The organism is Paraburkholderia sp. SECH4 (assembly GCF_030511745.1).
GTDB lineage: Bacteria > Pseudomonadota > Gammaproteobacteria > Burkholderiales > Burkholderiaceae > Paraburkholderia > Paraburkholderia madseniana.
On the sequence record NZ_JALOCP010000032.1, the window covers coordinates 54,186 to 81,146 of the forward strand.

Annotated in this window: 21 protein-coding genes and 2 pseudogenes; 12 read left to right on the forward strand and 11 right to left on the reverse strand. The window is 61.7% G+C overall.

The features are described 5' to 3' along the window. Positions 1 to 13: 13 nt before the first annotated feature. A pseudogene (locus tag M0D67_RS31905) lies at positions 14 to 547 on the reverse strand (helix-turn-helix domain-containing protein); the annotation flags it as partial. Between M0D67_RS31905 and M0D67_RS31910 the strand changes: the two are divergent. Further along, positions 539 to 1,003 (forward strand): annotated as a pseudogene (locus tag M0D67_RS31910) (EamA family transporter); the annotation flags it as partial. The pseudogenes M0D67_RS31905 and M0D67_RS31910 overlap by 9 nt on opposite strands. A 145-nt stretch (positions 1,004 to 1,148) precedes the next feature. Here the strand turns inward: M0D67_RS31910 and M0D67_RS31915 are convergent. Then, a complete protein-coding gene (locus M0D67_RS31915; protein ID WP_266240967.1) occupies positions 1,149 to 2,543 on the reverse strand; it encodes an MFS transporter in 1,395 nt (464 codons plus the stop codon). A 127-nt stretch (positions 2,544 to 2,670) separates the two neighbouring features. Here M0D67_RS31915 and M0D67_RS31920 point away from each other — a divergent pair, with 127 nt between their 5' ends. Continuing rightward, positions 2,671 to 3,540, forward strand: a complete 870-nt coding sequence (locus M0D67_RS31920) for a LysR family transcriptional regulator (protein WP_266240995.1) — start codon at positions 2,671 to 2,673, stop codon at positions 3,538 to 3,540. A 43-nt stretch (positions 3,541 to 3,583) separates the two neighbouring features. Here the strand turns inward: M0D67_RS31920 and M0D67_RS31925 are convergent, their stop codons facing one another. Continuing rightward, on the reverse strand, positions 3,584 to 4,576 hold the full coding sequence (locus M0D67_RS31925; protein ID WP_266240968.1) for a LysR family transcriptional regulator: 993 nt from the start codon (positions 4,574 to 4,576) through the stop codon (positions 3,584 to 3,586). Continuing rightward, the gene (locus M0D67_RS31930; RefSeq protein ID WP_266240969.1) at positions 4,573 to 6,000 is read right to left on the reverse strand and encodes an MFS transporter; all 1,428 of its coding nucleotides are present in this window, start codon (positions 5,998 to 6,000) and stop codon (positions 4,573 to 4,575) included. The genes M0D67_RS31925 and M0D67_RS31930 overlap by 4 nt, the downstream gene beginning before the upstream one ends. Before the next feature lie 86 nt (positions 6,001 to 6,086). On the opposite strand from M0D67_RS31930, the gene M0D67_RS31935 reads away from it, so the two are divergent. From M0D67_RS31935 to M0D67_RS31950, 4 genes are all read left to right on the forward strand, one after another. Further along, positions 6,087 to 6,752: a metalloregulator ArsR/SmtB family transcription factor gene (locus M0D67_RS31935; RefSeq protein WP_266240970.1), complete on the forward strand. Its 666-nt coding sequence runs from the start codon at positions 6,087 to 6,089 to the stop codon at positions 6,750 to 6,752. Between the two features lie 215 nt (positions 6,753 to 6,967). Then, the gene (locus M0D67_RS31940) at positions 6,968 to 9,151 is read left to right on the forward strand and encodes a hypothetical protein (protein ID WP_266240971.1); all 2,184 of its coding nucleotides are present in this window, start codon (positions 6,968 to 6,970) and stop codon (positions 9,149 to 9,151) included. 120 nt (positions 9,152 to 9,271) lie between these two features. Next, the gene (locus M0D67_RS31945; RefSeq protein ID WP_154565029.1) at positions 9,272 to 9,529 is read left to right on the forward strand and encodes a hypothetical protein; all 258 of its coding nucleotides are present in this window, start codon (positions 9,272 to 9,274) and stop codon (positions 9,527 to 9,529) included. Positions 9,530 to 9,742: 213 nt separating this feature from the next. After that, positions 9,743 to 10,342: a LysE family translocator gene (locus tag M0D67_RS31950; protein WP_266240972.1), complete on the forward strand. Its 600-nt coding sequence runs from the start codon at positions 9,743 to 9,745 to the stop codon at positions 10,340 to 10,342. A gap of 22 nt (positions 10,343 to 10,364) precedes the next feature. Here M0D67_RS31950 and M0D67_RS31955 read toward each other — a convergent pair whose 3' ends face one another. The 5 genes from M0D67_RS31955 to M0D67_RS31975 form a co-directional block, all read right to left on the reverse strand. Further along, the gene (locus M0D67_RS31955) at positions 10,365 to 11,588 is read right to left on the reverse strand and encodes a winged helix-turn-helix domain-containing protein (RefSeq protein ID WP_171926581.1); all 1,224 of its coding nucleotides are present in this window, start codon (positions 11,586 to 11,588) and stop codon (positions 10,365 to 10,367) included. A gap of 188 nt (positions 11,589 to 11,776) precedes the next feature. After that, positions 11,777 to 12,055, reverse strand: coding sequence for a hypothetical protein (locus tag M0D67_RS31960; protein ID WP_154565025.1), 279 nt, complete (start codon positions 12,053 to 12,055; stop codon positions 11,777 to 11,779). Between the two features lie 147 nt (positions 12,056 to 12,202). Next, positions 12,203 to 13,915, reverse strand: a complete 1,713-nt coding sequence (locus M0D67_RS31965; protein WP_266240973.1) for an FAD-dependent oxidoreductase — start codon at positions 13,913 to 13,915, stop codon at positions 12,203 to 12,205. Between the two features lie 93 nt (positions 13,916 to 14,008). Then, positions 14,009 to 15,001: a DedA family protein/thiosulfate sulfurtransferase GlpE gene (locus tag M0D67_RS31970; protein WP_154565021.1), complete on the reverse strand. Its 993-nt coding sequence runs from the start codon at positions 14,999 to 15,001 to the stop codon at positions 14,009 to 14,011. 335 nt (positions 15,002 to 15,336) lie between these two features. After that, the gene (locus M0D67_RS31975; RefSeq protein WP_007178686.1) at positions 15,337 to 15,588 is read right to left on the reverse strand and encodes a hypothetical protein; all 252 of its coding nucleotides are present in this window, start codon (positions 15,586 to 15,588) and stop codon (positions 15,337 to 15,339) included. Positions 15,589 to 16,266: 678 nt separating this feature from the next. Between M0D67_RS31975 and M0D67_RS31980 the strand changes: the two genes are divergently transcribed. After that, entirely contained in the window at positions 16,267 to 19,845 is a 3,579-nt protein-coding gene (locus tag M0D67_RS31980) for an ATP-binding protein (protein WP_266240974.1), read from the forward strand. A gap of 61 nt (positions 19,846 to 19,906) precedes the next feature. On the opposite strand, the gene M0D67_RS31985 is transcribed toward M0D67_RS31980, so the two are convergent. Next, the gene (locus M0D67_RS31985) at positions 19,907 to 20,308 is read right to left on the reverse strand and encodes a RidA family protein (RefSeq protein WP_266240975.1); all 402 of its coding nucleotides are present in this window, start codon (positions 20,306 to 20,308) and stop codon (positions 19,907 to 19,909) included. Positions 20,309 to 21,756: 1,448 nt separating this feature from the next. Between M0D67_RS31985 and M0D67_RS31990 the strand changes: the two genes are divergently transcribed. After that, positions 21,757 to 22,422: a hypothetical protein gene (locus M0D67_RS31990; RefSeq protein WP_266240976.1), complete on the forward strand. Its 666-nt coding sequence runs from the start codon at positions 21,757 to 21,759 to the stop codon at positions 22,420 to 22,422. 716 nt (positions 22,423 to 23,138) lie between these two features. Here M0D67_RS31990 and M0D67_RS31995 read toward each other — a convergent pair. Next, positions 23,139 to 23,678: a fasciclin domain-containing protein gene (locus M0D67_RS31995; protein ID WP_266240996.1), complete on the reverse strand. Its 540-nt coding sequence runs from the start codon at positions 23,676 to 23,678 to the stop codon at positions 23,139 to 23,141. Positions 23,679 to 24,451: 773 nt separating this feature from the next. Here M0D67_RS31995 and M0D67_RS32000 point away from each other — a divergent pair. From M0D67_RS32000 to M0D67_RS32015, 4 genes are all read left to right on the forward strand, one after another. Beyond that, on the forward strand, positions 24,452 to 25,669 hold the full coding sequence (locus M0D67_RS32000) for a GGDEF domain-containing protein (RefSeq protein ID WP_266240977.1): 1,218 nt from the start codon (positions 24,452 to 24,454) through the stop codon (positions 25,667 to 25,669). A 364-nt stretch (positions 25,670 to 26,033) separates the two neighbouring features. Next, on the forward strand, positions 26,034 to 26,423 hold the full coding sequence (locus M0D67_RS32005) for a response regulator transcription factor (protein ID WP_266240978.1): 390 nt from the start codon (positions 26,034 to 26,036) through the stop codon (positions 26,421 to 26,423). Continuing rightward, a complete protein-coding gene (locus M0D67_RS32010) occupies positions 26,407 to 26,595 on the forward strand; it encodes a hypothetical protein (protein WP_266240979.1) in 189 nt (62 codons plus the stop codon). The genes M0D67_RS32005 and M0D67_RS32010 overlap by 17 nt, the downstream gene beginning before the upstream one ends. A gap of 24 nt (positions 26,596 to 26,619) precedes the next feature. Next, positions 26,620 to 26,859, forward strand: coding sequence for a DUF2442 domain-containing protein (locus M0D67_RS32015; RefSeq protein ID WP_266240980.1), 240 nt, complete (start codon positions 26,620 to 26,622; stop codon positions 26,857 to 26,859). The last annotated feature ends 102 nt before the right edge of the window (positions 26,860 to 26,961 follow it).

Genomic DNA, 26,961 nt, shown 5'->3' on the forward strand with positions numbered 1-26,961 from the left:
GGGCGGTCGGCCCCTATCCCGCGCCCACCACCTGCCGATACGCCGCCGGCGCCACGCCGACGCTTTCACGGAAACGATGGCTGAAATGGCTGGCGTTCGCATAGCCGCATTGTTCGGCGACTTGTGCGAGCGGCAGTCTCGTAGTGCGCAGCAACGTGCGTGCACGTTCGAGCCGTTGTTGCGCGATCCAGGCAGCAGGCGGTAGTCCGAACGACGTGCGGAACATGCGCGCCAGATGAAATTCCGAGAGCGCCGCTACACCGGCAAGTTCACCGAGCGTGAGCGTCTGCGCGAGATGGTTCTCGATGTAGTCGCGCAAGCGTCGCCGAGTAGCGACCGACAGCCCGCCCTTGAGCAAGGTATCCGTGCGACGCACGCCTTGTGCGCGCAGCAGCAGACTCAACACCTCGTGCGCGGTTTCATTGGTCCGCAGCAGGCCATCAGGATCCTGCCAGTCTTCATTGGCGAGCGATTGACACAGGTGCGCGATGCGGGCGTCTTCGAAATAGGTGCGATCGGCCAGTGTCAGTTCGCGTGGCTCGCGATCGCGTTCCTTGGCACCTTGTGCTTTTCGGCGGGCAATCTGTTGTCGAGCCGGATGCAATCGATGGGTTTGCACCCGTTCGCCACCAATAGCTGGGCAATGCTGATCGGCGCCGGCGTCTTGACGGTGGGAAGCGCGCTGGCCGGCTTTTCTTCCTCCATCGAATCCGACGCGCGTTATCTCGGCGCGCTCGCCTATCTGGCGATATTTGGCTCGGTGATTGGCTTTACCGCGTACCTGATGCTGGTCGGGCGCATCGGGCCGGAGCGGGCCGCCTACTGCACCGTGCTGTTTCCGATTGTGGCGCTGGCGGCGTCGACGGTATTCGAGGGCTACCGATGGTCCGCGTTGGCGGTGCTCGGGCTCCTGCTGGTGGTAGCGGGCAATCTGGTGGCGTTCGATCTCACGCGGCGACTCTTTGTGCGGCGGGTGAGGGCATCCAGAGGGCCGGCGGGCTGACGGCATGGCGTCTCAAGGAGCGGTGATGCCCTGAGCGATCGCGCGTTCGCTGGCAGCGTTAAAGGTGAGTCTTTCCGGGGGGCAAAAGTGGACTGGAGATGTGACCGGTGAGCTTTTCCGGGAGCGAGCCAGTTGAGCAAAAAACTTACGCCGCACTCGCTGCCAACCCCGCCGCCGCCGCATAAGTCACCAGCCCCATACCAGCAACCCACCACAACGCCTCCGCCACATGCGGCGCCAAAATCGTCGCCGCCCCCGCCATCGCAACCCCTACAAGCCCCCCCGCCTGCCGCAACGCATTCAGCAATCCCGATGCCACACCAGCCAATTCACCAGGCACCTGTTCCAACACCGTGGAAATCATCGGCGGCACCGACAACGCCGTCCCACCACCGAACATCACCATCGCCGCATAAGTAAAAAACCAAGGCGCGCGCCATTCCAGACTCATTGCCATCGCCGGCACCGCAACGGCGGCTAGCACGAGCCCGGTTGTCATAAACTGCGTCGCAGTAAACCGCCCATGCAACCTACCCACCACCACATTCCCGATCGACAAACTCCCCGCCAGCGGCAACAACGTAAGCCCAATCTCCCGCGCGTTAAACCCAAACTCGCCATGCAAATAAAGACTCAACTCAAACAACAATCCAAAGTAGCCAACATAAACGAGCGTCCCCATCGCATTCATCGTCACAAACATCCGATTACGGAACCACTCAACCGGCACCATCGGATGCTGCGCACGCCGCTCGACAACAACAAGCGTCAGCGCAGCTAGCACGGCAAGCAACGCCGCCCCCCACACCTCTCGCGCAGCGATCCCACGCGACGGCAACTCAATCGCCGCATAGCAGAGCGCGCCCAATGCGACGATGCTCGCCAACTGCCCACCCCAATCGAAATGACGCCCAACGCTGCGCGTCGAGTGACGCACCACGACCCAAGCTCCCGCAAAGGCAACGAGACCAGTCGGCACATTGATCAGAAACGCACTACGCCAGCCGAACCCTTGCACAAGGAGGCCGCCCAACACCGGCCCGATTGCGGCGGCGACCGAGGCAATCCCAGCCCACGTCGCGATGGCGCGCCCGCGCTCCACCGGGTCGTCGAAGGTGCTGCGCACGATGGCGAGCGACGCCGGCAGGAATAACGCCGCGCCGCTGCCCTGCACGAAGCGCGCGACCACCAGTGCGCCGACGTTCGGCGCCAGCCCGCAAGCCGCCGAGGCCGCGACGAACAACGCGAGGCCCCACAGATACACCGCCTTCGCGCCGAAACGGTCGGACGCGACGCCGCCCGCGAGGATCAGCGCGGCAAAGCTCAGCGTGTAGGCATCGACGATCCACGCGAGACCGCCTACGGATGCACCCAGGCTAACGTGCATCGCGGGCAGGGCGACGTTGACGATGGTGGTGTCGAGCACGGCCATGAACATGCCGCTTGCCACCAGCGCGAGCGTCAGGCGCGGACGCCTGGCGGCCCGCTCCGTGCCGGCCAGCTTGGTGGGCAGCGGTTGTTCAGCGGCGCATTCGGTCATTACACATCCTCGGGCTAAAACTGCAATTGAATCGATCGACGAAGTCTAGTCACATACGCGAATGCAATAAAGCAGTGATTGCGCATGTGTATGATGCAAATATGCATGACGGACAGCGCAGCCAATGATCAACTGGGACAACGCACGATTTTTTCTCGCCGTGGCGCGTACGGGCACGCTGCGCGGCGCGGCGGCGCAACTCGACGTCGATCAGGCGACGGTCGGCCGACGGATCGCCGCGCTCGAAGAAACGCTTTCGACAACGCTGTTTCTGCGCACCCCCGCGTTGTTCGTGCTGACGCCTGCCGGCGAAGCCCTGCTCGGGGCGGCCGAGACGATGGAGCAGGCCGCCTTGTCGATCGAACGGCGAATTGCCGGGCTCGACGATCAACTGGCCGGCACGATCCGTGTCGCCACGACGGATTCGCTCGGCAAACAATTCGTGGTGCCGGCCATCGCCAAGCTACGGCGTGCGCATCCGGGCATCGAGATCGTCTGCGTGACATCCGCGCAGATCGCCAATCTGACGCGGCGCGAAGCGGACGTGGCGATCCGTACGCTGCGGCCCGATGCACCCGACCTGATCGCGCGCAAGCTCGCGCAACTGGAGGTCGGTATTTACGCGTCACGCGAATACATTGCCGCGCGTGGCGAGCCGCGCGAAGGCGAGGCGTTCGACGGTCACGATCTGGTGATGTATCAACAGCCGGCCTCGCCGTCGATGTGGGCGGCTCTGTGCGGCGAGCCCACTTCGCGCGGGCGTCTCGTGTTCCAGACGCAATCCACTGCGATGCTGTTCGAGGCAGCCCTTGCCGGCTTCGGTATCGCCGAGTTGCCGCGTTTTCGCGCTGATTACGAGCCGGAGCTGGTGCGCGTGATGCCGCATCGCGCGGAGCCATTCGATGTCTGGGTGGTCGCGCACGCCGATCTCTACAAGAGCGCGCGGATGCAGGTGCTGATTGCCGCGGTGGCAGAAGAATTCGCGCAGGCGCGTTGAGTCGCACTAGTGCACTTCATTTCGTATTCGCACGTCGATGCGTTTAGTGCGACGCCGTATTGAGTTCGTTTAGACGCTGCGTATCCAGCACCGGCCACAACGGCGGATCGGCCAGCGGCGGCGCTGCCTTGACCATTCCCGGCGCGTTGTCGAACACCTCGGCGAGCCAGTCGACAAAGGCTCGCACGCGCGGCGAAATCTGCCGGCTTTTCACATACGTCACCGAGACGGCGACCGGCGCCGGCTTGCATTTCGGCAGAACTTCGATCAACTGTCCGGATGCAAGGTACGGCGCAGCGGCGGCGCGTCCAGGCTGAATCAGTCCCAGGCCTTCGAGCCCGCACGCGAGGTACGTGTGTTCGTCGTTCACCTGAATGAAGCCGTCCACTTTGACCTTGCTTGTCCGCGCCGCCACGCTGAAGTCGAAGTCCACGCGCCGGCCGGTCTGCGTCGACAGCCAGTTCACTGAGACGTGGTCCGAGAGATCGTCTAGATGACGCGGCTCGCCGTGCCGCGCGAGATACGCTGGGCTCGCGCAGGTGACGCGTTCGAGCAACCCGAGGCGGCGCGCGAGCAGCCGGGAATCGGGCAACTCGCCCAGTTCGATGCTGCAATCGACGCTTTCGCCAACCAGATCGAGCGTGCGCTGACCCACGCCGAGCGCCAGTTCGACATGCGGATGCAGCGCACGGAACGACGCCAGAGCAGGTACCACGATCGACGCGGCGATCATGCCCGGCATCGCGATACGTAAGCGGCCGCGCAGATTCTCCGGGCGGTTGAACAGGCCCGATTCGACTTCTTCGATAGCGGCGAGAATCTGCGCGCAGCGTTCGTAATACGCGGCGCCTTCAGCGGTCAGCGTGACCTTGCGCGTCGTGCGCACCAGCAGTTGCACGCCAAGCAGGGACTCAAGCGCCTGCACGGTGGTCGTCGCGGTGGCGCGCGGAATCTCGAGCGACTCGGCGGCGCGCGTGAAGCTGCTGGCATCGACGATTCGCACGAAGATCCGCATGGCTTGTACTCGATCTATCACGATGCTTCTCCGGTAAGGCGCGGGTTGTGGCGGGTCAGCCCGGCTGCGAGCAGGGGCGCGAACGCGAACGTCGCGAACAGCCAGAGCGCGGTCTGTTGCGCCCCGGGTAGCGGGGCGAGGGTCGTGAGACCGGCGCCGTTCGCGACGAGACCCGCGAGCGCCGAGCCGAACGCCATCGCGAACAGTTGAATGGTGGTGATCGAAAGGGACGCGAGATTCTCTTCGCCCGGTTGCGCGGCGGTGAACACACGAGTAAGCAGATGCGGCCAGCCGATCCCGACACCCAGCCCCACGCTCGCGAGCGCCGCGCACAATGCGGCCGTGCCGGGCAAACCGTCGAACAAACCTGCTATCGGCATCAGCCATGCGAGCGCGGCGAGTCCGAGTGCCGCGACCACCGGACCCGCGCGGCTCAAGCGTTGCGCGGCAGTGGCGGAGCGGCCGGCGCTAAACATCGAGCCGACCGACCAGCCGGCTGCCATCAACGCGGTCAGATAACCGGCGGCGAGCGGCGAACGTCCGTGGATCGTCTGCAAGAAATACGGCACGAAGATCTCACTGGTCACGCCGATACCGAGCAGACTCATGCAGGCGTAGATGCGGCCGAGCCGCGTGCGAATCGAAAACGAACCGCTCGGCAACAAGCGCGTGTGGGCGTCGCTGCGTTCGAGTCTCGCAAGCAGCCATACGAAGCCAAGGCCAGCGATAACGCCGAGCGCGTTCCAGCGCATGTCGTCGGTTAATGCGGCGAGCGAAATCACGAGGACGGAGGCGCCAAGCAAGCTGACCTTGAGCAACGGGATCGGTTGAGCCGCTTCACCGTGGGCGCGTTTGTCATCGACCTCGCGATGCACGATCATGGCGAGCAGCAGCACGACCGGCAGCAATACCCAGAACGCCAGCCGCCAATCGCCGAGCTGCGCGAAGATGCCACCGACCGCCGGCCCGCATAACGTCGCCACGCCCCACATGCCCGACACCAAGCCCATCGCGCGCGGCCACAGGCGCTCTTCAAACACCACGCGAATCAGCGCGTAACTGAGCGCGAGCAGAATTCCGCCGCCGAAACCTTGCAGCGTGCGGCCGCCGAGCATCCATAGCATTGACGGTGCAGTCGCGCACACGACGGTGCCGAGCGCGAACACCGCCAGCGCGCTGAAGTACGCGGAGCGCGCGCCGAGCACTGCGAGCAGGCGCACCGACAACACCGAGCCGAGAATCGACGCGACCACAAACAGCGTCGTATTCCACGCATACAGTTCGAGCCCACCGATGTCGTGCACGACCGACGGCAGAATCGTCGTCGCCACATACACATTGGTGGCGTGCAGTGCGACACCGCCCGCGAGACCCAACGCCCGCCAGCCGTTACTGCCGCTGAGCAGATCACTCCATGCCGGCACATCCGATTGCAGATTTTTCATGTCATGGACAGCCGTGCGAGGTTGGCTTATTATGCAAGTATTGGCTTGGATAATAATGCGCTCCGATGAGATATGCAAATGAAAGCTTGGAAAATTCACCGGCCGTTACGCAAGCCGCGTCAGCGGCTGCGCCGGTGGATCGCATCCTGAATCTGTTGAAGACGCAGGGGTCTTTATCGACGGCATCGATCGCGGGCGAACTCGGCATCACGGTCGAAGCCGCGCGGCAGCAGATCCAGAAGCTGCTGACAGGTGGCCTGATCGAAGGGCGTCAGGCGTCGCAGGCGGGGCCAGGGCGGCCGAGTCAAAGTTGGGGTTTGACGGAAGCGGGCAACGCACGCTTTCCGGATACGCATCCGCAATTGACCGTGCAGTTGCTCGGCTCGATCCGTCAGCTATTCGGCGAAGAGGGGCTCGACAAGTTGATCGATCAGCGTGCAGTCGAAACACGCGCGAACTATCTCGCGGCGCTCAAGCCGATCAAGGGCCTCAAGGCGCGGCTGACCAGGCTCGCGGAGATTCGCAGCACCGAAGGCTATATGGCCGAGTTGCAGAAAGACGGGCGCGACTGGCTGCTGCTGGAGAACCACTGCCCGATCTGCGCGGCGGCGCGCACCTGCCAGGGTTTTTGCCGTGCGGAGCTGCAGTTGTTTGCGGAGATCGTCGGTGGGGAAGGATCGATTGAGCGCGAGGAGCATGTGCTCGCCGGCGCGCGACGGTGTGCCTATCGCGTGAAGCCCAAGAGCAAATAGCGCTGCATTACAGCGCATGTTTATGCGCTTCGAATTGTTTAGACGATCAATTGCTTACCGCGAATTTTTTGCGAATAAATTTCCGCTTTTTCCATGCGAGGATAAAACGCCAACAATGTTCACGTATGCGCGATAGCTAGCCGATCCGCATACTCGCGATAGCGCGCCGGACACGCCGGCCGTGCGCGCTTCGCACCTCGCAAGGAAAACCCGTCGTGAAACTCTTCTCTCGCCTTGGCGTGGCAGTTCTTGTCGTCCACAGTCTGCTTCCTCTCAACGCATCCGCGCAATCGCAACTCACCTACACCACGTCGTGGATCGGCAATAGCTTTGGTTTCGGCGATGGCAAGTGGATGCAGCAGGACATTCAGGCGATCAGCGTCGGCGCTGACGGCACCGTTTATACCAATGCCCCCTGGGATGAAAGCGGTAGCGAAATCGCCGCGTACCGTGCGGGCGACAAGATCGCCGTGGCCGGTTCGACGCATGGCTGGGGCGCCGCCGGCGGCGATGCGGTCGCGACGAACCACACCTACCTGTACGCGGCAATGTCGATCGGCAACGAGAACAATGGACTGGTCGGCGCGGACTATCCGCCGGCCAATCAGACATGGTTCGGCGTGACGCGCCGCACGCTTGCCAATCTGGCGGCCGGCGCGCCTTTCACGGGTGGCATCGGCAATAGTGCCAACGCGACGAAGAACAGTTTCCTGCTGCTTGACACGGTGACGACCGGTACCGATGCTGGCATTCGCGGCATGGCTGCCACCGATACCGAACTGTATGTCGCGGATACCATCAACAGCCGGATCCTCGTGTTCGACGCGGCATCGATGCAGCGTTTACGATCGTGGAGCGTGCCTTCGCCGGGGCGCATTGCAATCGACACGGATTCAACGCTGTGGGTGATGAGCGGTGTTTCATCCGGAAACCTAAGCATTCTTCACTACGCCGCCAACGGCACCGCGCTCTCCGGCACCTTGGCGTTGCCCGCCGGCGCAGTGCCAACCGACATCGCGATTACACCTTCCGGACAAATCCTTGTCGCCGACAACGGACCGTCGCAGCAGATCCTCGTCTACAACAAGGACGCCAGCGGCCAGCCGCAAGCTGCCGCGCCGATCGGCACGCGTAACGGCATCTTCCATCCGGTCAAGGGCGTGCCGGGCAACTGGCGCTTCAACGGCATCACGGGCATCGGACTTGATCCGGCGGGCAATCTGTACGTCGCGCAGAACGGCGAAGGGCCGCGGCCGCTCGGCTCGGCATCGGTCGGTCAAGGTGCGGTGCTCGAGAGCTACGTGTACAGCAAGCATGCACTCAACTGGCGCCTGTACGGGCTGACTTTCGTCGATAGCGCCGCGTTCGATCCGGCAACGCCGAATTCCGTCTACACGGGCTCGAAGCGTTTCACGCTCGACTACAACCAACCGGTCGGCCACGAATGGTCGTATGCGGGCTTCACGCTCGACCGCTTCGATTATCCCGACGACCCCGCCTTTCACGAGCCGCGCGGTGTGCGCGGTGAGCCGATGGTGCGGCGAATCAACGGCCTGCCGTTTCTCTATACGCTCGATCCGGGCGCGCACTATCTGAACGTCTATCGCTTCGATGCGGCGCACGCAGAAATGGCGATTCCGTCCGGCTTGCTGGCGCAAAATCCGCTGCCTGGCACATGGCCCGCAGCGCAGCCCACCTACGGCGAATGGTTATGGCGCGACAGCAATGGCAACGGCACCGTCGACGCCAGCGAGATCAGCAGCAATCCGTCGACGGGCAGCACGGTCGGCAACGGCTTCTGGTGGGTCGATACGCCAGGCAACGTGTGGCTCGCCACGCCGACGAGCGGCATTCGCGAGATGCCGCTGCAAGGTCTCGACTCAGCCGGCAATCCGATCTACACGTACGCGAGCTCGAAGATGTTCGCGATGCCGCAACCGTTCACGCGGATCGCGCGGATCGTCTACATCGTCGAGACCGACACGATGTACATATCGGGCTTTACCAGTGCGATCCCATGGGATTCGACCCACTGGAAAGAGGCTGGCCCGGTGCTCGCGCGCTATGACAACTGGAGTTCCGGCACACCGGCGCAGCAATACACGGTCTCCTTGCCATGGAACACGCAAACCAATCCGCAGACGACAACGGTCGGCGTCGCGGTGGCGGGCAATTACGTTTTCGTCGCCGAGTTGTACACCGCGAAGGTGGACGTGTACGACGCGCGCACAGGGCAAGCGGTCGGTTATATGACGCCGGGCGCGAGCGTCGGCAATACCAGCGGCTGGGTGGATGTTTATCTCGGCATCAGCGCGGTGCAGCGCGGCAATGGCGAATACGGCGTTCTGCTGGAAGACGACGCGCGCGCGAAAATCCTGATGTATCGGTGGACGCCTTGACGTGAATCGCGTGGATCGCGCTGAGTCCGAGCACGAATAGACGCCAGCGCACGATCGGTATATAACAACGTGAAAGGATGGCTTTGTTCACTGACGCATCAACCCGAGAGAAGTTTCATCATGACGCAAGACGTAACGCCTCAGCCGCCCACGGGCGAGCGGCCCGACCTGGAACACCTCGATGCAGCGCTGAGTCACGTGGACCAGCAGGTGTCGTCCGGCAGCATTGCTTCCGGTGCCGCAAAGGGCATTCTGTATAGCCTGATCGAAACGCTTGGCGCGTTCGTCGGCGATCCGGATCTGCCGGAGCATGCGCGTTCGGGTTACAACGGACTGCTGGAAGCCGCTCGCGAATTGCGGGCGAAACTGGACCGCTGAAGGCAAAGACGCGCCGTCTGCGGGCGGCGTGGTTCACCTCGGCTCGAGGGTCCCATGTGGCGCGGGCATTTGTTGGTTTGTTGTCGCGATTGACGACAGCATGCCGCCCGTTGCCATTTGTCTTTGCTTTGCCCTTGTGAATAGCCGTTGTATTTCGGCGGCCCGGTTCTCTGTGATAAAAAGGCGCATTGTTTCCAACATTGCGCCTTTTTTATGCTTTCTACGTCCGCTATCGCGTTGCTGGCCATCGGCATTATCGTCGTGTTGATTACGCCGGGTCCGACCAATACGCTGCTTGCGGCTGCCGGTTTGCGTCAGGGCGTGCGCCGTTCTTTGCCGCTGATCGCCGCCGAACTCGCCGGCTATCTTCTGTCGATTTCAGTGTGGGGACACTTTCTCGCGCAGGCAGCGCACGCGCTGCCGTGGTTGCCGTCGCAGCTACGCGTGGCGGCCGGCGTGTACATCGCATATCTCGCCGTCGATATGTGGCGCGCGGCGGTGGCTTTGCCCGATTCGACGCAGCGGGCGAGCGGCATGCGCACGCTATTCGTGGCGACGCTGCTCAACCCGAAAGGCTTGTTGTTCGCCGGTACGATTTTTCCCGTCGTCGCGTTCGCGCATGTGCCCGCGTATACCATGGCGATGCTGATGTTCGCCTGCCTGCTGGTGCCCATCGCGCTCGCGTGGATCGCGTTCGGCGCGGCGCTCGGCAGCGGCAAACTCACCTGGCTGAATCCGGTGAAGATGCAGCGCGGCGCGTCAATCGTGCTGGGCGTGTTTTCCTTGTCGCTTGCATGGGCGGCGCTGCATTAATGACGCCTCTTATGCCGCGCGCTTAAGCTTCCATCCTGCTGTCCGCGCTCAACGCCTCGAGCCATTCCGGCGGCGCCGATGCGATTTCCAGTTGCGACGTGCCATGCCAGTCCGCACAGCGTTGCAGAGCACGGCGCAAATCGCCCGCAAGCCTCGCACTCAGGCGCACGCCGGGTTCTATGTGCAGCGATTTCAGTTCGAACACGCCGTTGGTCCGATGCGCCTTCGCATCCACGCGACCGACCAGACGCCCCCGGCTCAACAGCGGCAACACAAAATAGCCGTATTTGCGTTTCGCGGCCGGCGTATAGCATTCGATCGCGTAGTCGAAATCGAAGAGCGCGGCGGCGCGCTTGCGGTCCCACACCACCGGATCGAACGGCGACAACACCGTGGTGACGGTTGAAGCGAGCTTGCCGTTCGCTGCGTCGTCGATCATCGGCGCGAATTCATGATGGACGAAGGTGTCCTGCTTCCAGCCTTCCACTTGAACCGGGATCAGCTCACCGCGATCGGCGAGCGCACGCAGTTCGTCGCGATAGGGGCGGCGCGGCAGCCGGTAGTAATCGGCGACCCAATCGGCGCGCACGACGCCGAGTGCGCGGCAGGTGCGGCGCAACGCTTCCTCGGTGACGGTTTCCCGCGGCGGCAGGTCGCGCGCGTCGTCCCAGTCCGGTAACACGCGTTCGGTCAGATCGTAGACGCGATGAAAATTGCGCCGCTCGGTCACCATCAATTGCCCGATCGCGAACAGCACTTCGAGATGGCGCTTCTCCGGCTTCCAGTCCCACCAGCCGTTGCCCGTGCCCGCCTCGCGCGCGAAGTCCGCTGAACGCACGGGACCTGTTGCACGGATATGCGCGAGCAGCTTGTCGATGTCCTTGCGGTGCTTCTTGTGCCACTCCGCCGCGTATTTCCAGCCCATGCCGCTCGGGTCGAGCATGCGATGGCGCAGCAGGCCGTAGTCTTCGGTCGGGACGAAACAAGCTTCATGCGACCAGTATTCGAACAGCTTGCCTTCGGCGAGATGCTCGTCGAGCCATTGCTGCGGATACGCGCCGAGCCGGCTGAACAGCACGAGATAGGGACTGCGCGCGACGACGTGAATCGTGTCGATCTGCAGTTGCGCCATGCGGCGAATCGCGTCGAGCACGTCGGCTTTGACGGCCTTGCGGCGCGGCGGCGTCAACAAACCTTGCGCGGCCAGATGCAGGGTGCGCGCGGCGGATAGTGGAAGAGTCTTCACGCGGGCGTCGGTCACGGGATTAGGAGCGGACGCGAGGTCCGGCCTGGATCAGCAGCCGCTACTTTAGCGCGAATACGGCAGACGAATCGGCGTGGAATGCAACCGGAGCATGGCAGCGCGGGAGGCACGGTGGGCACAATGGCAACGGCGCTGCAACTCCGCAATTGCGCAACGCTCCCGAACGGACCTTACCAGTCGCGCCTGTTGTGCTTGTCCCAGCCACGGTGGCGGCCATGGTCATGGCGCTCGCGGTACTCGCGGTAGTAATCGCCGCGATACCCATAGCCATACGCGGGTTGCACAGGCACATAAACGACCGGTGGGGGTGCATAAACCACAGGCGGCGGGGCGTACATGAGGCCGGGTGTGTTGACGAACACGCCGACGTCCACCCGGGCCGAGGCAGAGGTCGCTGCGCAGGCGGCGGCAAAGCCGAAGGCGGCGAAAACGATCGCGCGTTGGATCATGCTTGTCTCCTGTGTCCCATGCAAGATTGCAGTCGAAAGAGTCAGCCATTCGCTGTCGAATGGCTGACAACAATCTTACGATACAGAAAGAAAAGCAGGTGCAACCAGTTGAAGACGTGTGTAACAGCAGGTTACCCGGGGGGCCGCTCAAGCCCCCAAAGCGACCGCTTCTCCCGCCGAAACGGCCAGCAGTTGATGGATCTGCGCGACTACCGCCGCACCTTCTCCGACCGCCGCCGCCACGCGTTTCGTCGACCCGGCGCGCGCGTCGCCGATCGCATACACGCCTTCGACAGTTGTAGCGAGGTCGCAGACGGAGGCGCCGTCCACGCCGGCGCCGGTCAGCACGAAGCCCTTGTCGTCCAGTTGCACGCCGCAGGTGCGCAGCCAGTCGGTATTCGGATCGGCGCCGGTGAAAAGGAACAGATGGCGCGTATCGAGGCTTGCGGTGCCGTCCGGTAGCGGCTTCTTCAACACGACCGACGCCAACCCGATGTCGTCCGCCTCGAGCCGGCCGACCTCCGAATGCGGATGCACGAACACATTCGGCAGCGAGCGGATGCGGTCGATCAGATAGCGCGACATGGTGGCTTCAAAGCCGTCCCGGCGGATCAGCACATGGACCTTGGCTGCGTGCGTCGCCAGATAGACGATCGCCTGGCCCGCCGAATTGCCGCCGCCCACCAGTACGATCTCCTGGCGTTTGCACAGTTTGGCCTCGACCGGCGACGCCCAGTAATACACGCCGCGCCCATCGAAACGATCGAGCCCTTCGAGCGCGGGGCGCCGATAGACCGCGCCGCTCGCGATCACGATGGTGCGGGCCGTGATCTTGCCGCCGCACTTGAGTTCCAGCCGGTACGGCGACTCCGCGCAATGCAGCGCCTTGACGTGGACCGGAATCGCCACGTGCGCGCCGAATTTCTGCGCCTGCACGAACGCGCGGCCCGCCAGCGCCTGGCCGGAGATACCGGTCGGAAAGCCGAGATAGTTTTCGATCCGCGAACTGGCACCTGCCTGGCCGCCTGGCGCACGGCTGTCGAGCACGATGACCGAGAGGCCTTCGGACGCCGCGTACACCGCGGTAGCGAGGCCGGCCGGGCCGGCGCCGACGATTGCGACGTCGTACACATGCGAATCGTCGAGATCGGGTAGCAGGCCGAGGCAGGTGGCGAGTTCCGGCATGCTCGGATGACGCAGCACCGAGCCGTCCGGGCAGATCACCAGCGGCATGTCTTCTTTCTGCGCGGCGAATTGCTCGATCAGACGCAGTGCGTCTTCGTCGCGCTCGTCGATCACCGAATGAGGATGGCCGTTACGCGACAGGAAGCCTTGCAGCATGACGAGCCGTGCGTCGCTGCTGTTGCCGATCAGAATCGGGCCACCCGCGCCCTTTTCGATCAGCGACACGCGCCGCAGGATCAGCGCCCGCATGATGCGCTCGCCCAGATCGGCCTCGGCGACGATCAGCGCGCGCAGCTTGTCCGGCGGAATCAGCAAAGCGTCGACCGGGGTGACGGCCATGCCGTTGACCAGCGCGGGCCGCCCGGACAGTTGACCGACTTCCGCGAGAAAATGCTTGGCGCCATGTTCCGCGATCACAACCTCGCGCCCGATGCCATCGCGCTGATAAACCTTCACGCGCCCGTCCAGCAGCACGAACATGCCTGGGCCGGTGTAGCCGGTCTCGAACAGCAGCTCACCGGCTTCCCAGTGGCCCACTTCGCCGAACCGGCGCAGACGATCGATTTCTGCGCACGTGAGTTCGGGGAACATCTGATGCATGCGCGTCGCAAGCGACGAAAACGGCGCGTCGGCGACGACGGCTTGTTGCCCTTCAACTTCTTGAGTCGACAGCATTGAACCGCTCCTTCTGTGTTCTTCCTGATTGATCGACACGGGGGGCGAAGCGGCGCGGGCGCGCGAGGGCGCCGATATGAATGCGCTGCTGCGCTACACGGCCTTCGGCGCGATATCGTCGACCGCCACGTCGGGCGGTGGCATGCCGGGCAGCGCGTCCACTGCCTTGCCCGAGTCGCGCCAGGCTTCCATGCCGCCGCGTAACGGCAACACGTCGGCGAAGCCGGCTTCGTTCATCTGTTTGGCCATCCATGCCGCGGATATTTCATTCGGGCACGAACAGTAGATCACCACCTTCTGATCGTGCGGGTACGTTGCGACGATCTCCTCGAGCTGGCGCTCGTCGGCGAATTGCGAGCCCGGAATCACGAACGGATCGAGCGCGCGCTTTTCCTGCGAGCGGATATCGAACACGACCGGTGTTTTGCCGGCCGCGACCAGCGCCGCCAGCTCGTCGACTTCGATCCGCTGCGTCGCGAGCGTGGAAATCAGCTGGCGCCGGCGAATCCAGCGATAGGCCGCATACAGCAGCAGCAACGCGACGGCCACCAGCGCGGCCGTGCGCCCGAGCCGCCCGGCCATGGCGAACAGCATATCGATCTGCCGGGCGAACAGCGCGCCGATGATCAAACCGGTACCCGACCACAAGGCGGCGCCGATGCTGTCGTAAGTGAGAAACGTGCGGTAGCGCGTGCCCATTGCGCCGGCCATTGGAATCGACACGATCGACAGGCCCGGCACGAACTTCGCGATCGCCAGCACACGCACGCCCCAGCGGCCGAAGAAACGTTCGGTCTTTTTTACGCAGGTGTCGCGCGACAGCGAAAGACGGCAGATCGTTTTCAGCGTATTGCCGCCGTACATACGGCCGGCGAGATACCAGGCGCTGTCGCCAATCAGCGTGGCGAAGATCGACAACACGAGGACCGGCATCAGTTGCGTGCCCACCGACCCGGGATGCATGGCCGCCATCGCCCCGAACAGCACGAGCGACGGCATCGCCGGCACCGGCAGCCCGAGTGAGGCGGCCAGCACGTTGACGAAGACGAGCGCTGGTCCATATTGCTCGACGAGATCATGTAGCATCGGCTTACATCCGCAGCCCTTTCGGGCGCGGCGCAGGTAGGGAAAGCAACGGGGTATGTAAGGATTATGGACGCATTTTCAAGACGTGCAAATGTCGGAAATGCGGCCAGTTATTAGCGTGTTAAAAGCGCGACTGTGGCTTGCCCGCGGGTTAAAGGCGCGGAATAGAAGCGCGAATGGAGCAAAGCGAACGGATTGAAGCTTTCGCGGCAAGCGAATGATGAATAACGGCCTACGGATGCCCGTAGGCCGTTATTCGGTACGCAAACCAAAGGCGGCGGTGCAGAAACGGCGCACGGCATTCGCGCGTAAGCGCAATACCGTGCGTGGCAGCTTTATTGACGATGATTGTGCTGTTCGCCCGGCAATTCAGCGCCATGCGCGCGAATGGCCGCAATCAGTTCGGCCGGCGTGATTTCGTAGCGCACTTCGCGGTGAATGCCTGGCTTGCGCTCATCGACCTCGATCAGAAGAATGCCTTTGCCGTCTTCTGTCGATTCGAGGCGCAGCGAGCGGAGTTCGCGCGCCGTTGCGTCGTCGTATTCGGTGAGCAGGGCCATTGACCCGGAGGACCCGGTAGTGCGCATCGAGGTTGTCCTTGTTCCGTTGTTGATCGAACCATTGTACGGGCAGGTTGGCGCGCCGTCTGTCGCACGGCGCTCACACGTAGGGAATCCGCCCGCCACCTATCTGCTTGCCGGGACCTCGCGCTGCGCCGCATTGACCAATGGCTGGCGAGGCCCGCCGGGCAATGCGAGCCGTGACGCCCGACTGTGACAACCAGTTTAACGCGACTCTCCGCCCCGACGGCTGCATTTTTCGTGCCCCGTGACGGTGCAGCCCTTCTCTCCCCGGCTGTCACGGTGCTGACGCGCGCGTCGGTTAGGGCGGGGCGCGACGAGAGAAACAGGCGGCGAAAAAATAGCCCGTCCTTTGGGAGGGCGGGCTGCTAAACGCCGTTGTTACTCGGGTCAGCCTGCCCTTGCAACTAATTGGGCGCTGACGGTTGCATCCTGATGCGTCAATTCCGGGCTGTCGAGGTGGGAGTAACGCCGATCTATCAGATTAATGTCAATTCTTCCGGCTCGACTTCGTGCGCGAAATCATGCGCGTGCGTTCCGAGTAGCCATGGAAATCAGTGCCGGATGCTTCGCGTGCTGTTATCAAAAGCGCTACACTGCGCCCGTAAAGGGCTGCAGACGTGTTTCGTGCTCCTCCGAGCCGCAGCGGTCTGCGCGCGCGAACCACGCTAACTTTGCCAGCCGATGCAAAAGATCCTCGACCGCACGCAGGAATCACTGGCGCACGCATTCGCGTCGCTGGCCCATAGCGCGAAGCGCCAACAACGGTTGTACCTCGCGACGATCGCTTCGCTGATGCTGATCGTGGTGGGCTTTGCGCTGCTGCTGGCCGTCCTTGCCGCGGACAAGCAACTCGAATACCGGCGAACGTTCGCGTCCCAGAGCGCCGCCGACCTCTCGCGGCTCCTGCATCGGCAGGAATCGTTCATGCGGCGTGCTGAGTTTACGCTCGACTACTGTCGCGACACCGACAACGTACTGCGCGTGCCGGCAAGCGTCGAGGATGCGGTGCGCGTGAGCGGCGTCGCTCGCGGTACGGTGCCAAGGGTCGATGCGCAATTCGACCTGCTGGTCGGCGACGCCGCGCGCGCGGCATGGGGGCCGCAATTCGGCGCGAACCTATGGCGCATCTACGAAGCGGCACAGTCGACGCTAGTGACCCAGCAGGCGTTCGAGCTACCGCAACGGGCGATCCTGCTTGGGCTGACCGAAGACTACGCCGCGATTCTGCCTTCGCTCGCTCAACCGGTCGCCAACTCGGGCGCCGATCGCAGCGTGACTGCTGCGCCGACTTTGCAGCCGGCGATCGTGAGCACATTGCGGGAGGCCTTCGAACAGGAACTGCAGGCGCAAACCGGCACGCGTATGCCCGGCAAAGGCAAGCGGATCTGGCTCGGTCCCTATCGCGATCCACTGCAAGGCGTGCCGGTAATCTCCACGGTGAGCGCCTACTATGCCGGCGATACACCGACCACGCTGATCGCGATGAGCATTCCGCTTGACGGGCTATTGGCGCATGTCGCGCGGCCCGACCGCGAGGGGACGCAGTTGCTGATGACGGCGGATCGCCATGTGATCGTGTCGTCACCGCCCGTCGACGCGCAGACTGCAGCCATGCTGCAAGACGCCGTCGCTCATATGCCATCCGATGCATACCGTTACACCCGCGATGGCGTGATTCTGAGCGAGCCTTTGATGCCAGGCTTTGGCTCGCTGGTTAGCTACCTGTCGTGGCGTGAGCTGATTGCCGCGCTCGGTTGGCAACTGGCCGCGCTCGCCGGCCTCGCGCTGCTGGTCCTGGCGGGGATCGCGCTGGCGGCGCGGTTCTGGGGGCTGCGCCTGATGCGCAGCACCTTCGCGGAAACGTCGCGTGCGCTGGAAAGCGAAACCATCAATCACGTGCTGGTTAGCGCGACGCCGGTTGGTTTGTGCATCGTCCGGCAGAGCGATTATTCGATCATCATCGCCAATGCATTGGCCGACGAGTTGCTGCATATGGAAGCCGGGCGCAGTCGCCTGCCGCTGCATATCGTCGACGAAATTCGTGCACAAGCGCCGGATGGTCCTTCGATCACTGCATTCGCGAGGATCGCCGCTTTTGTCGCGCCTGCGCAGCCGGAAGCGCATCCGCAGTCACAGCCGCCATCACGGCCGCCATCACGGCCGCCATCACGGCCGGCGCCCGAAGAAAGCGCCTCGCCGCAAGCGCAGTTTCTGCAATTTACCTACGCGCCGGCACGTTACGCCGACGAGGACGTGCTGTTCTGCGCGATCCTTGATGTCACCGCGCAACATGCGCTCGAACAGCAGTTGCGCCTCGCGCAGCAGACCGCCGAAATCACGATGCGGGCCCGCTCGAATTTCTTCGCGTCGATGAGCCACGAAATTCGTACGCCGCTGAACGCGCTGCTTGGCAACCTCGAATTGTTCGCCCGTACACCAGGGCTCGAAGCGCACGCGCAGCGACTCACGGCGTTGAATGTTGCGGCCGATGCGCTGCGCCGTATCGTCAATGACATCCTCGATTTTTCGAAGATCGATGCCGGCGAGATGAAGCTCGTGAGCGAGTCGTTCCGCCCGCTCGACGATTTCGAGAACATTGCGCTCTCCTACGCGCCCATGACGGCGGATCGCGCTATTCGCTTCTATGCGCATCTGTCGCCGACGCTCGATCAGGTGCTGCGTGGTGACCGCACGCGCATCGCGCAGATCGTCAACAACCTGCTGAGCAACGCGTTCAAATTCACCTCATGCGGCAAGATCACGCTGAGTGCCGAAGTGAAAGACGATCTGCAAGGACGTCCGATTCTGATCTGCCGGGTCTGCGATTCGGGGATCGGCATGGATCAGGCTCTGGTTGCGCGCATCTTCAGTCCGTTCGTGCAGGGCGAAGCGAGCACGTCGAGCCGCTATGGCGGCACCGGCCTCGGCTTGTCGATCTGCGCGCGGCTGTGCGAGTTGATGGGCGGCGATATTTCGGTCGAGAGCGTGCTGGGTGTCGGCAGCGCGTTCAGTGTTTCGATTCCGCTCGCTCCGCCCTCGGACGAGTTGCGCGAGCCGGTTGTCGAACCGGCTCGCCGCGGCAGTGTGCTGGTGGTGTCGCAGGAACGCGAGTCGGGGCAGATCATCGATAGCGGCTTGCATCTGGTGGGGTGGTCTGTTCATACCGTCGTATCGATGCGCAGCGCAGAAGCGTGGTTGCGCGTGAACCGGCCGGAGGCGATGGTGGTCACCGGCGAGTACGATCTCGACGCGATTGCAGCGTTGCGTGCGGTGCATCCGGCCGGCGTAGTGTGGATCACGCGCACCGGACCGCATCGTCCCGCTCCGTGTGGCGACGGCGTGCTCGAAGTGACGGAGTTCAGCCGCAAGGCGATTCTGGCCGCGGTCGATCTCGCGGCCACCGGTGCCGCCGATGCCGCAGAGGCGCTGCCGCCGACCTCCGCCGCATTGCCGCCTCCCGAAGCCAATCCGGCCTTGCAAGGCTTGACGGTGCTGGTCGCCGAAGACAATCCGCTGATCCAAACCTTGATCGTCGAGCAACTCGACGCGCTGGGCTGCCTGCCGACGATTGCCGGCGACGGGCGGCAAGCGCTGGCAGCATTCGAACAAGGGCATTTCGAAGTGGTGCTGACCGATATCCACATGCCCGTCATGGATGGCTATGCGTTGCTGGCGGCATTGCGTAAAGCGCATGCGGACTTACCGGTGCTGGCTTTTAGCGCAGTCACCGACAACCAGCAGCAGGAAGGCTGGCGCGAGCGAGGCTTTACCGGGTATGTCGCGAAGCCGGCGTCGCTGGGTGAGTTGGAGGCGGCGCTGCTCGCGTTGACGTCCGCGGAGCCGGTATCGGCGACCGCAGCGACACTGGCACCGGCATCAGCAACAGCAACAGCAACAGCCGAGCAGACAGCTGCGGCGACTCCAGCGGCAGCCGGAGCAACCGCCGACCCCGTGAACACGCTCAGCGCGGACGACAAGTCGCGTTACACGGCCATGCTCAAGGAGCATCTTCAAAACGATCTGCCGAGGCTGCTGGCTATTGTCGAACAGGAGGACCGGGAAGCATTGGGTGGCTGGGCGCATAGCGCGGCCGGCGGGTTCCTGGTTGTGCAGGAGCAGCGATTCGCGCAGCAATGCCGTGAACTGCAACGGCTCTGCGAGAACGGCGAACCGTGGACGACCGAACTGGACGAACGCGCGATCTCGCTGCACGAGGCGATATGCCATCACTTCGGGCTGGATGAAGAGTCGACGCATTGATTGGCGTTTCTGCCGGCCGGATCGTCATTGCCGTCGCCATCGGCGTTTCAGTCCTGGCCGGTCAATCCGGGCGTTTCGCGATGAAGTCGATCTCGACCAGCGCGTCGCGTGCGAGCGCAGTGACACCGATGCAGGTTCTCGCCGGCAGTTTGTCCGCGGGAAAGTAGGCGCGGTAGGTCTCGTTCATCGGCGCATAGTCGCGCTTGAACTCGGTCAGGAAAATGCGCACGGCGACCACATGTTGCAGCGTCAGACCGACGCCTTGCAGCACGAGTATGAGGTTGTCCATCACGCGTTGAGTCTGCGCGACGACGCCGTCCGGCAGCGGCGCGCTGTCGTCGGTCGGCGAGGTCGGCATCTGACCGGTCAGGAACACCCAGCCGTCGGCTTCGGTGGCATGGGAGAAGGGTCCGACGGGCGTCGGGGCGGACGGAATCATCCAGAAGGCGGGGCTTGAGTTCATGGGGGCAGTTGGCGTCCAGTGTCGGTCGGGCTAAGTTATCCGAACAAAATTTTTGACGTCGGCAGTTTGTCCGTATTGCCGCTTGTGTTACCCGCTAGCCAGTACTCAAGTACTCAATTGTCCGAGCGTGCGGAATGCCGTACGCCGTTCGGAGATCACGCCGCACCGTGCGGCGTAATCTCCGTGAAGGTGGGACCAAAAGTATCAAAACTCTTCCCTTGATAAAAGACCGAACTCTACGTCTTTACCCCCTCCGGAGACCCTCCGACACGCAATGCCGAGCCCATAAAACACGGAAATCGTCGACCTGTCTTATAAACAGGCAGATTCTAGTGCATCTGACCGTTGAGAGCGCTTGCGATTAAGTAGTCCGCTAACAGCCCCCGAACAGGCCGTCATACTTATGCTGCGGTGCAGCATAATGCCGTTCGTAAAGATTGGGCAACACCGCAAACATTGCGCTAAAAAAATTTCGAAAGGTTATGTAACTGAAAAAGTTTCTTTTTTTAGAAGAGCCACGTCGGCGACCCACCGAGTCGGCATCCACACCCGTCTAACTCAGATATCCAACTGGGCATGGGAAAGGATGTTTAATGGCATAGCTGTAATCAACCCGCTGCTCAAATGAAACAGCGAAGGGGATGCGCGGTCTTAAGGAGCACCCTATAAATAAGTGGTTTTAAAATTATAGTAGCTAAAATTTTACAACCATAGCGAGTTCATTACTGAACATCCGACGACCTCCTCAAGTTCATAAACCAACATTTAGCTATACAAACCGCACATACCACGCGAACTCGTTGCGCAAAAAATGCGCAAAAAAACGGCGCATCTATCGCTCACGCACGCTTGCGTTGCTGCTTTGCTAAACAAATTTCGTTCGTTGCAGCCTTAACCTAAGCTCGCTCGATGTCTTAAGGGACACGCCTAAAAAGCTCCGAACGGCAAGTACTTTAGTGCTGGCGCAGCATTGGAGGGGCTTTGTGTTGGACCTATCCTTTTGCTGGTCACAGGAGAAAGGAAGTGGAATCCGACGAGCATCCAGCCAAACCTTCGATTTGCAGTAACACTGTTGGGCACGAATCAGGAGCACATGCCCTGGTTTTCTTGATGGATGAAATTCTCCCGCGTGGAGATGAAGTGAATCTGGGAAAGCTTATTGAACCGTACAGGGGTCTCGAGGGGGATAGATGGGATTTCGCCCGTAGCGACATTGAGCATGTCTCATCGGGAGTCGGAGCCTCCTGCTTGGGAGGGCACACAGGCAAGCCTGGTTTTGGCTTCAGCCTGGAATCAGGGAAACCGCACTCGCACAATGGCGCTCGGTGTGGCGAGACACTAGGAGACTCAATTCCATGTAGGGCATTCGCGCAACGAGTCAGTCCGCGCGGATTACACCATGATGTTCGCGCTTCGACTGTAGTCTTGACCATTGGTGGGAGACGGAAATGACATTTGAAGGAGCTTATCGAGGCCCGCTACCGGAAGCTGAAGTCGAACGCAGCTGTACACGGGCCGGCGTGACGTTCGGCGGACTCGAACTTGTGCGAGAGATAAGAGCATCGCATCCGGACTCCAACGTCAACCTTCATCAAGGGGAGGTTCGCGTCAAAGGAGAGTTTCGCAGTTTGAAGATGGGAATGACATTCAATTGCCGAGATATCGGTGGTGAGATTCCTCGCGCATTCGAAGTTGACATGGACAAGGCAGCTTTGGAAGCTTGGCCTCGGCCATATACGATACGCGGTGTGCGTTACGTTCCGCGATTTGGGGCGCGCACTGTTTCTACCTGCGCCAAGCCACTCTTCCTAATCATTGAATCGAAGCATGTTTATTTCAATTTCGTGATTTCTGGGGACGCCGTAAAGACCAGTGTCGACGGTGGCAGTACCCTATACGCCTGGAGAGGAGGCGAGTGGGTGTCACCGCCTTTCGAGGAGGCGGTCGAACGCTATGGAATTGGCATAGTCTTGACCGACAAAGGGCGATTCACGGGTCATTTTCTGGACAATGCCGCTTTGCTTCACCGAGCTCGTTTTCATTCGCCGGAGGAAGTGCCTCCAGAGCCTTGCAGTGCGAAGTTGGCGTCTATGAAAGGTGTCTGCCGACGATAGAGACAGTGCTTCGCGTGTCGGCGCTCGCTGGCATATCGCCAGCTAATTTGCTTCTCGGGCATGTCAAGCTGGTAGAAGCTGAAAGCTACCGGCGGGAACGAGCCACGGTCCCTGGACGTCGCGTATTTGACTATGACGCGGCGGCTGGAAAAATGGAGGTGACGTCACGGCAGCAACCGGAGCTTTCGCTGTCGACGCTATGTAAGCAGGTAGGTGTTGCCAGAACGTCATTTGTCGCCAATAGACCATCTGCTGCAGGTCGAATCAGAAGGCGGTATATGGGCGAGATGAAAAAGAGGAAACCCGGTTCCACGGGCTCGAGACGGGCTCGCCGTGGTACGTCATCCCAGCGGTTGCGGCACCGTGAGCACCGCCGCTGTCATTTCCACCGTTGCCATTCCCGCCAGCCTGCGCAAACGTCGCTGCGCACGCGCAGAGTGACGCGACAGCGACACGCGCGAACAGAGCCCTCATCGTCAACTTGTCCATGGTATTTCTCCTGTGATGTCGACCCGTGCGTTAGCAGCGCCGAAGTCTCATATACCGCTAAAGTCTGACTGATTGCGCAGCGGCGGAGCGCAAGCAGCTACTCCCATCTGAACAGGGCAGACATTTGCTGCGTCCAGATGCGAGACATGTGAGTCAGTCGTGACTCAGCGCCGAAAATGACAACGCTGCGCTGAATTCGCACTTCTTGTCGTGCGCATTTGCCCTTTTTACTTCGGCATCAGTACCTTATCGACCACCATGATGACGCCGTTGCTCTGGGTGACGTCGTAGGTCGATATGTCGGCAGTGTGGCCACTGGCATCCATTACTACGATGTTGTGCGGGCCGTTTTCACTGAACGTCAGAAGCTCTCCATTGACTGTCTTCAGTTCCGCCTTGCCGCCACCAGCCTTGATGGCCTGGTCGAGCTTGCGGAAGTCGTAGCGCCCAGGAATGACGTGGTATGTCAGGATGCTGGTCAGCGTCGCCTTGTTTTCAGGCTTCACGAGCGTGTCGACTGTGCCAGCCGGCAGTGCGGCAAACGCCTCGTTCGTTGGTGCGAAAACCGTAAACGGTCCGGGGCTCTTTAACGTATCGACGAGGCCCGCGGCTTTGACTGCAGCGACGAGCGTGGTGTGGTCAGCCGAGTTGACCGCGTTGTCCACGATGTCCTTGCTCGGATACATCGCCTGACCACCGACCATGACCGTGTCGCTGGCCGCAAAGGCGCCAGAGACGGCTGCTGACAGTGCGACAGCGACGAACATAGGCTTGCATTTCATGGTGTACTCCCCAGAGTTGCCACGCGTAATTGCACGGCTCTGACCATATACGGGGAATACTCGCGCCTGGATTCAATAACGGTCTGCATCTCGACGATGTAGCCTGATGCGTCCCTGTTGAACGACGAGTTGCGGGATTGTGCCCTCCGACAATCGCAATGCACCACATGCAAGCATCTGGCACAGACGTGCTACGGCACCGAACGCTGAGAATCCCGTTCAGCAGCCTTCGTGTCCGAGGCGAGAGTTGTTGCGATTTCCATCGGTCAACGTCTCGTGGTGTACGGCCTCGGACTTGGGTACCCGAATCTTCAAAGCGTTGCGTCCAATTTTCGGGCGGGTGAGCGAATGGGTTTCAAGATTGAATATGCGAGACCATGCGACGCAAGCACGGAGCTCATTTCCGCTTCACTAGCAAATTGATACCTCGCCAGTCTGCAATGTGCCCCGAAGCCACTACCTACAGTTCAGCAGCGATGCGGAGGGGGCGGGCGGTGGTGTGGGGCGGCCGATGATGATGGTACCGTGGTGGTGGCACATGAACCTTCTCGGGCCACGCATGGTGCCATGTCAAGCTCGGAGTCGTCCCAAGCCTGGCGTCCATGATTCAAGAATTCCAGCCGCATGCCGTAAACGCATATGAGAGCGCGTGCTCTCCGACCCAAGGAGAAAAGCCCGCAGGAGCGCCTCAACGTGGCCGCGCTCTACGATGCCATCAAATCCATATCCCTGTTAGTTTCGACTTCGCGCCAATAGGTATGTTCAGCCCCGTCACCCTCCTCATTGTCGCAATCATGTCCAGCGTGGTGAGTATGGCGGTATTTGGTTCCCTACTGCACGCGGAGATACCAGGGTTGCCTCGCTGGATTGGCGCAAACGCCGTGATAGCCATAGCGCTCGTCCTTCTCGCACTGCAGGCGCCCACGCCGGCACAAGTGGTTATCGTTGCCGCGAGCGGATTGCTCGGGGCTGCGGCACTCATGATGCTGCAGGGCTGTCGGGAGTTCTTTGGACTGCGACCTTCGCGTTCGTTGGAGTACGTCGCGTACGGCGCCTTGCTGCTTGGGATTGTCTACTGGGGATACATATCGCCAAACGCCAATGCCAGAATTGCTCTGCTATCGGCGTTTCTTGCGTACGTCCGTCTGGTCATCGGCTGGATTGCGTTCAGCTTACGGCCGGCGGGTAGACCGAGATATTGCTACCAGTTTATGTCGGGCGCGGCATTCCTAGGAGCGGCTGTCCACGCATCACGCAGTATCGCCTGTGCAATGGGCTGGGAGCATCAGGCCGCCTTTCTGGAACCGACACCGCTAAATATCGCATTCCTCGTTCTCGGCATATTGGCGCTGCCATGTCTCTCGATTGGCGTGCTCATGCTTGCTCACGACCGGATGGCCGAGCGTATGGAACGGCTGGCAAACGTCGACGGGCTGACCGGTGCGCTTGTGCGCCGTGCTTTCCTTGTCCGGGCAGAGTCGTTGCTGCATGAAGCCAAAAGTTCGAAGTTGCGGCTGTCTATTGCAATTCTGGACCTCGATAAGTTCAAGGCAATCAATGACGAACATGGGCATGCGGGTGGCGACCAGGTGCTTGCGCATTTCGCCTTTACGGTATCAAGCGGCTTGCGTTGCGGAGATATCTTCGGCCGCCTTGGCGGCGAGGAATTCGCTGTCCTGTCTCTGTCCACCGGGCGGGCCGACACCGTTCGTCTGATGGACCAGCTTCGCGTCCGTGTCGCGGCAGCGCGTCTGACTATTCCATCAGGCGAAGTCGCGTACACCTTCAGTGCCGGCGTGGATGAATACCGTGAAGGCGACACATTGGCAAACATGATGGGAAGGGCAGATGCCGCGCTATACGCCGCGAAAGCCATGGGCCGGGATTGCGTTGTCGGTACGCTGTTGTCCGGCAGCCAACGGGTCGAAGACGGGCAAGGTGAGAGCACGACCGAGCAAACTAGCGGACCTGCTTGACAATCGCTGAGGTTCAATTCTCGTTCTTCCCTCGTCGCTTGCTAAGTTCAATGCGTCGTTTTCCGCCGCGAAGTCAGGCGCGCGATGGGGGCGTTCGTCTAAAGCCGTTGTGATTAACGTGCCCGCGCGCCGTGCGCGGTCCGCTGCGGGTGACGCATCCGGTCCGGCCATATGCGCTCCAGGGTTGTAACTTGTATTAAGGATGCACGGAAGAAATTGCCGTGCTGGATGAATTGTAGCCCCCGCAACTTAAGAGTCATGGCGGCAAGGCCGACGATGCTTGCGCCCGTGGCAAAGCCGAGGGGCAGGAACGCCCATTGCGGCGCTACTGGTTGCCCCCTCGGGGCAAACGGGGTTTCCTGGATTGGCGACGATACTGCTTGTAGATGACGACCCGAATATTCTGCGCCCGCTTAGACTACTGCTTGAGCGGGAAGGATACTGCGTGCTCACAGCGCCAGATGGGCAAGCCGCGCTGGCAGCAGCAGTCGTCGAGAGTCCGAATCTCATCGTGACCGACTGGATGATGCCGCGCATGGATGGTGTTGGATTGTGCCGGCAGCTCAAGGACGACGCGGCCACAGCCGACATTCCAGTGGTCATGCTGTCAGCCGCATCGCCGCCTCGTCCGGCGGAACCGCTGTGGGATGTCCTTTTGCCAAAGCCCACGTCCATAGCCCGACTCATAAAGGTGATTCGCACTCTCCTGAAGGGGGACAGTTCAAGCGCGTCGGCTCATGCGCTCGAACGATGAGATATCCCGTCAGCTTCCCTTAGCCGTAACTTCAGCGGTCAAACTTGGCAAACCGCTGACCGGCGACATCACCTTGAAAATGAAGAAACGTATCACTTCCATTCCAACGCTGGTGCGGGCCTTTTTTCTGTCATTCTTTCTTGAACGCCGCTCTGCCGCGGCCTATCTTTAAGTTGCTCTCATTCAGGAGACGGCCATGGACTGCAGGGTGGTAAGTGTGCATTTCGACAGCCGACGCCTGTTCCTCGACCTGGCTGACGGTCGGGCGGTTCAGTTTCCACTGGACCGGTTCCCTGTCCTGTGGGCAGCTACAACAGCGGAGCGCGCGCATTTTGCAATCTCTTTGGACCGCCAGCAGTTGTACTGGCCGGAACTGGACGAAGAGATGAACGTCGCCGCTTTGTTTCAGTCCTCGCGAGACAGCACGCAACACTAGCGGCTTTTCCTGCAGAGTATCCGACGCTAACCGTCGAACGCGACGCCGCGATTTCTCCGTTCTCGACTTGCTGGTTTGTTTCTTCCGGCAGGGCGATGCCTG

Coding starts and splice junctions, on each gene's coding strand:
- M0D67_RS31995 (WP_266240996.1), bottom strand. CDS start 23,678: ATGTTCGTCGCTGTCGCACTGTCAGCAGCCGTCTCTGGCGCCTTTGCG.
- M0D67_RS31945 (WP_154565029.1), top strand. CDS start 9,272: ATGACGCAAGACGTAACGCCTCAGCCGCCCACGGGCGAGCGGCCCGAC.
- M0D67_RS31975 (WP_007178686.1), bottom strand. CDS start 15,588: ATGCGCACTACCGGGTCCTCCGGGTCAATGGCCCTGCTCACCGAATAC.
- M0D67_RS31985 (WP_266240975.1), bottom strand. CDS start 20,308: ATGAACTCAAGCCCCGCCTTCTGGATGATTCCGTCCGCCCCGACGCCC.
- M0D67_RS31960 (WP_154565025.1), bottom strand. CDS start 12,055: ATGATCCAACGCGCGATCGTTTTCGCCGCCTTCGGCTTTGCCGCCGCC.
- M0D67_RS31980 (WP_266240974.1), top strand. CDS start 16,267: ATGCAAAAGATCCTCGACCGCACGCAGGAATCACTGGCGCACGCATTC.
- M0D67_RS32015 (WP_266240980.1), top strand. CDS start 26,620: ATGGACTGCAGGGTGGTAAGTGTGCATTTCGACAGCCGACGCCTGTTC.
- M0D67_RS31950 (WP_266240972.1), top strand. CDS start 9,743: ATGCTTTCTACGTCCGCTATCGCGTTGCTGGCCATCGGCATTATCGTC.
- M0D67_RS31930 (WP_266240969.1), bottom strand. CDS start 6,000: ATGAAAAATCTGCAATCGGATGTGCCGGCATGGAGTGATCTGCTCAGC.
- M0D67_RS31990 (WP_266240976.1), top strand. CDS start 21,757: ATGACATTTGAAGGAGCTTATCGAGGCCCGCTACCGGAAGCTGAAGTC.
- M0D67_RS31915 (WP_266240967.1), bottom strand. CDS start 2,543: ATGACCGAATGCGCCGCTGAACAACCGCTGCCCACCAAGCTGGCCGGC.
- M0D67_RS31965 (WP_266240973.1), bottom strand. CDS start 13,915: ATGCTGTCGACTCAAGAAGTTGAAGGGCAACAAGCCGTCGTCGCCGAC.
- M0D67_RS32000 (WP_266240977.1), top strand. CDS start 24,452: ATGTTCAGCCCCGTCACCCTCCTCATTGTCGCAATCATGTCCAGCGTG.
- M0D67_RS31970 (WP_154565021.1), bottom strand. CDS start 15,001: ATGCTACATGATCTCGTCGAGCAATATGGACCAGCGCTCGTCTTCGTC.
- M0D67_RS32010 (WP_266240979.1), top strand. CDS start 26,407: ATGCGCTCGAACGATGAGATATCCCGTCAGCTTCCCTTAGCCGTAACT.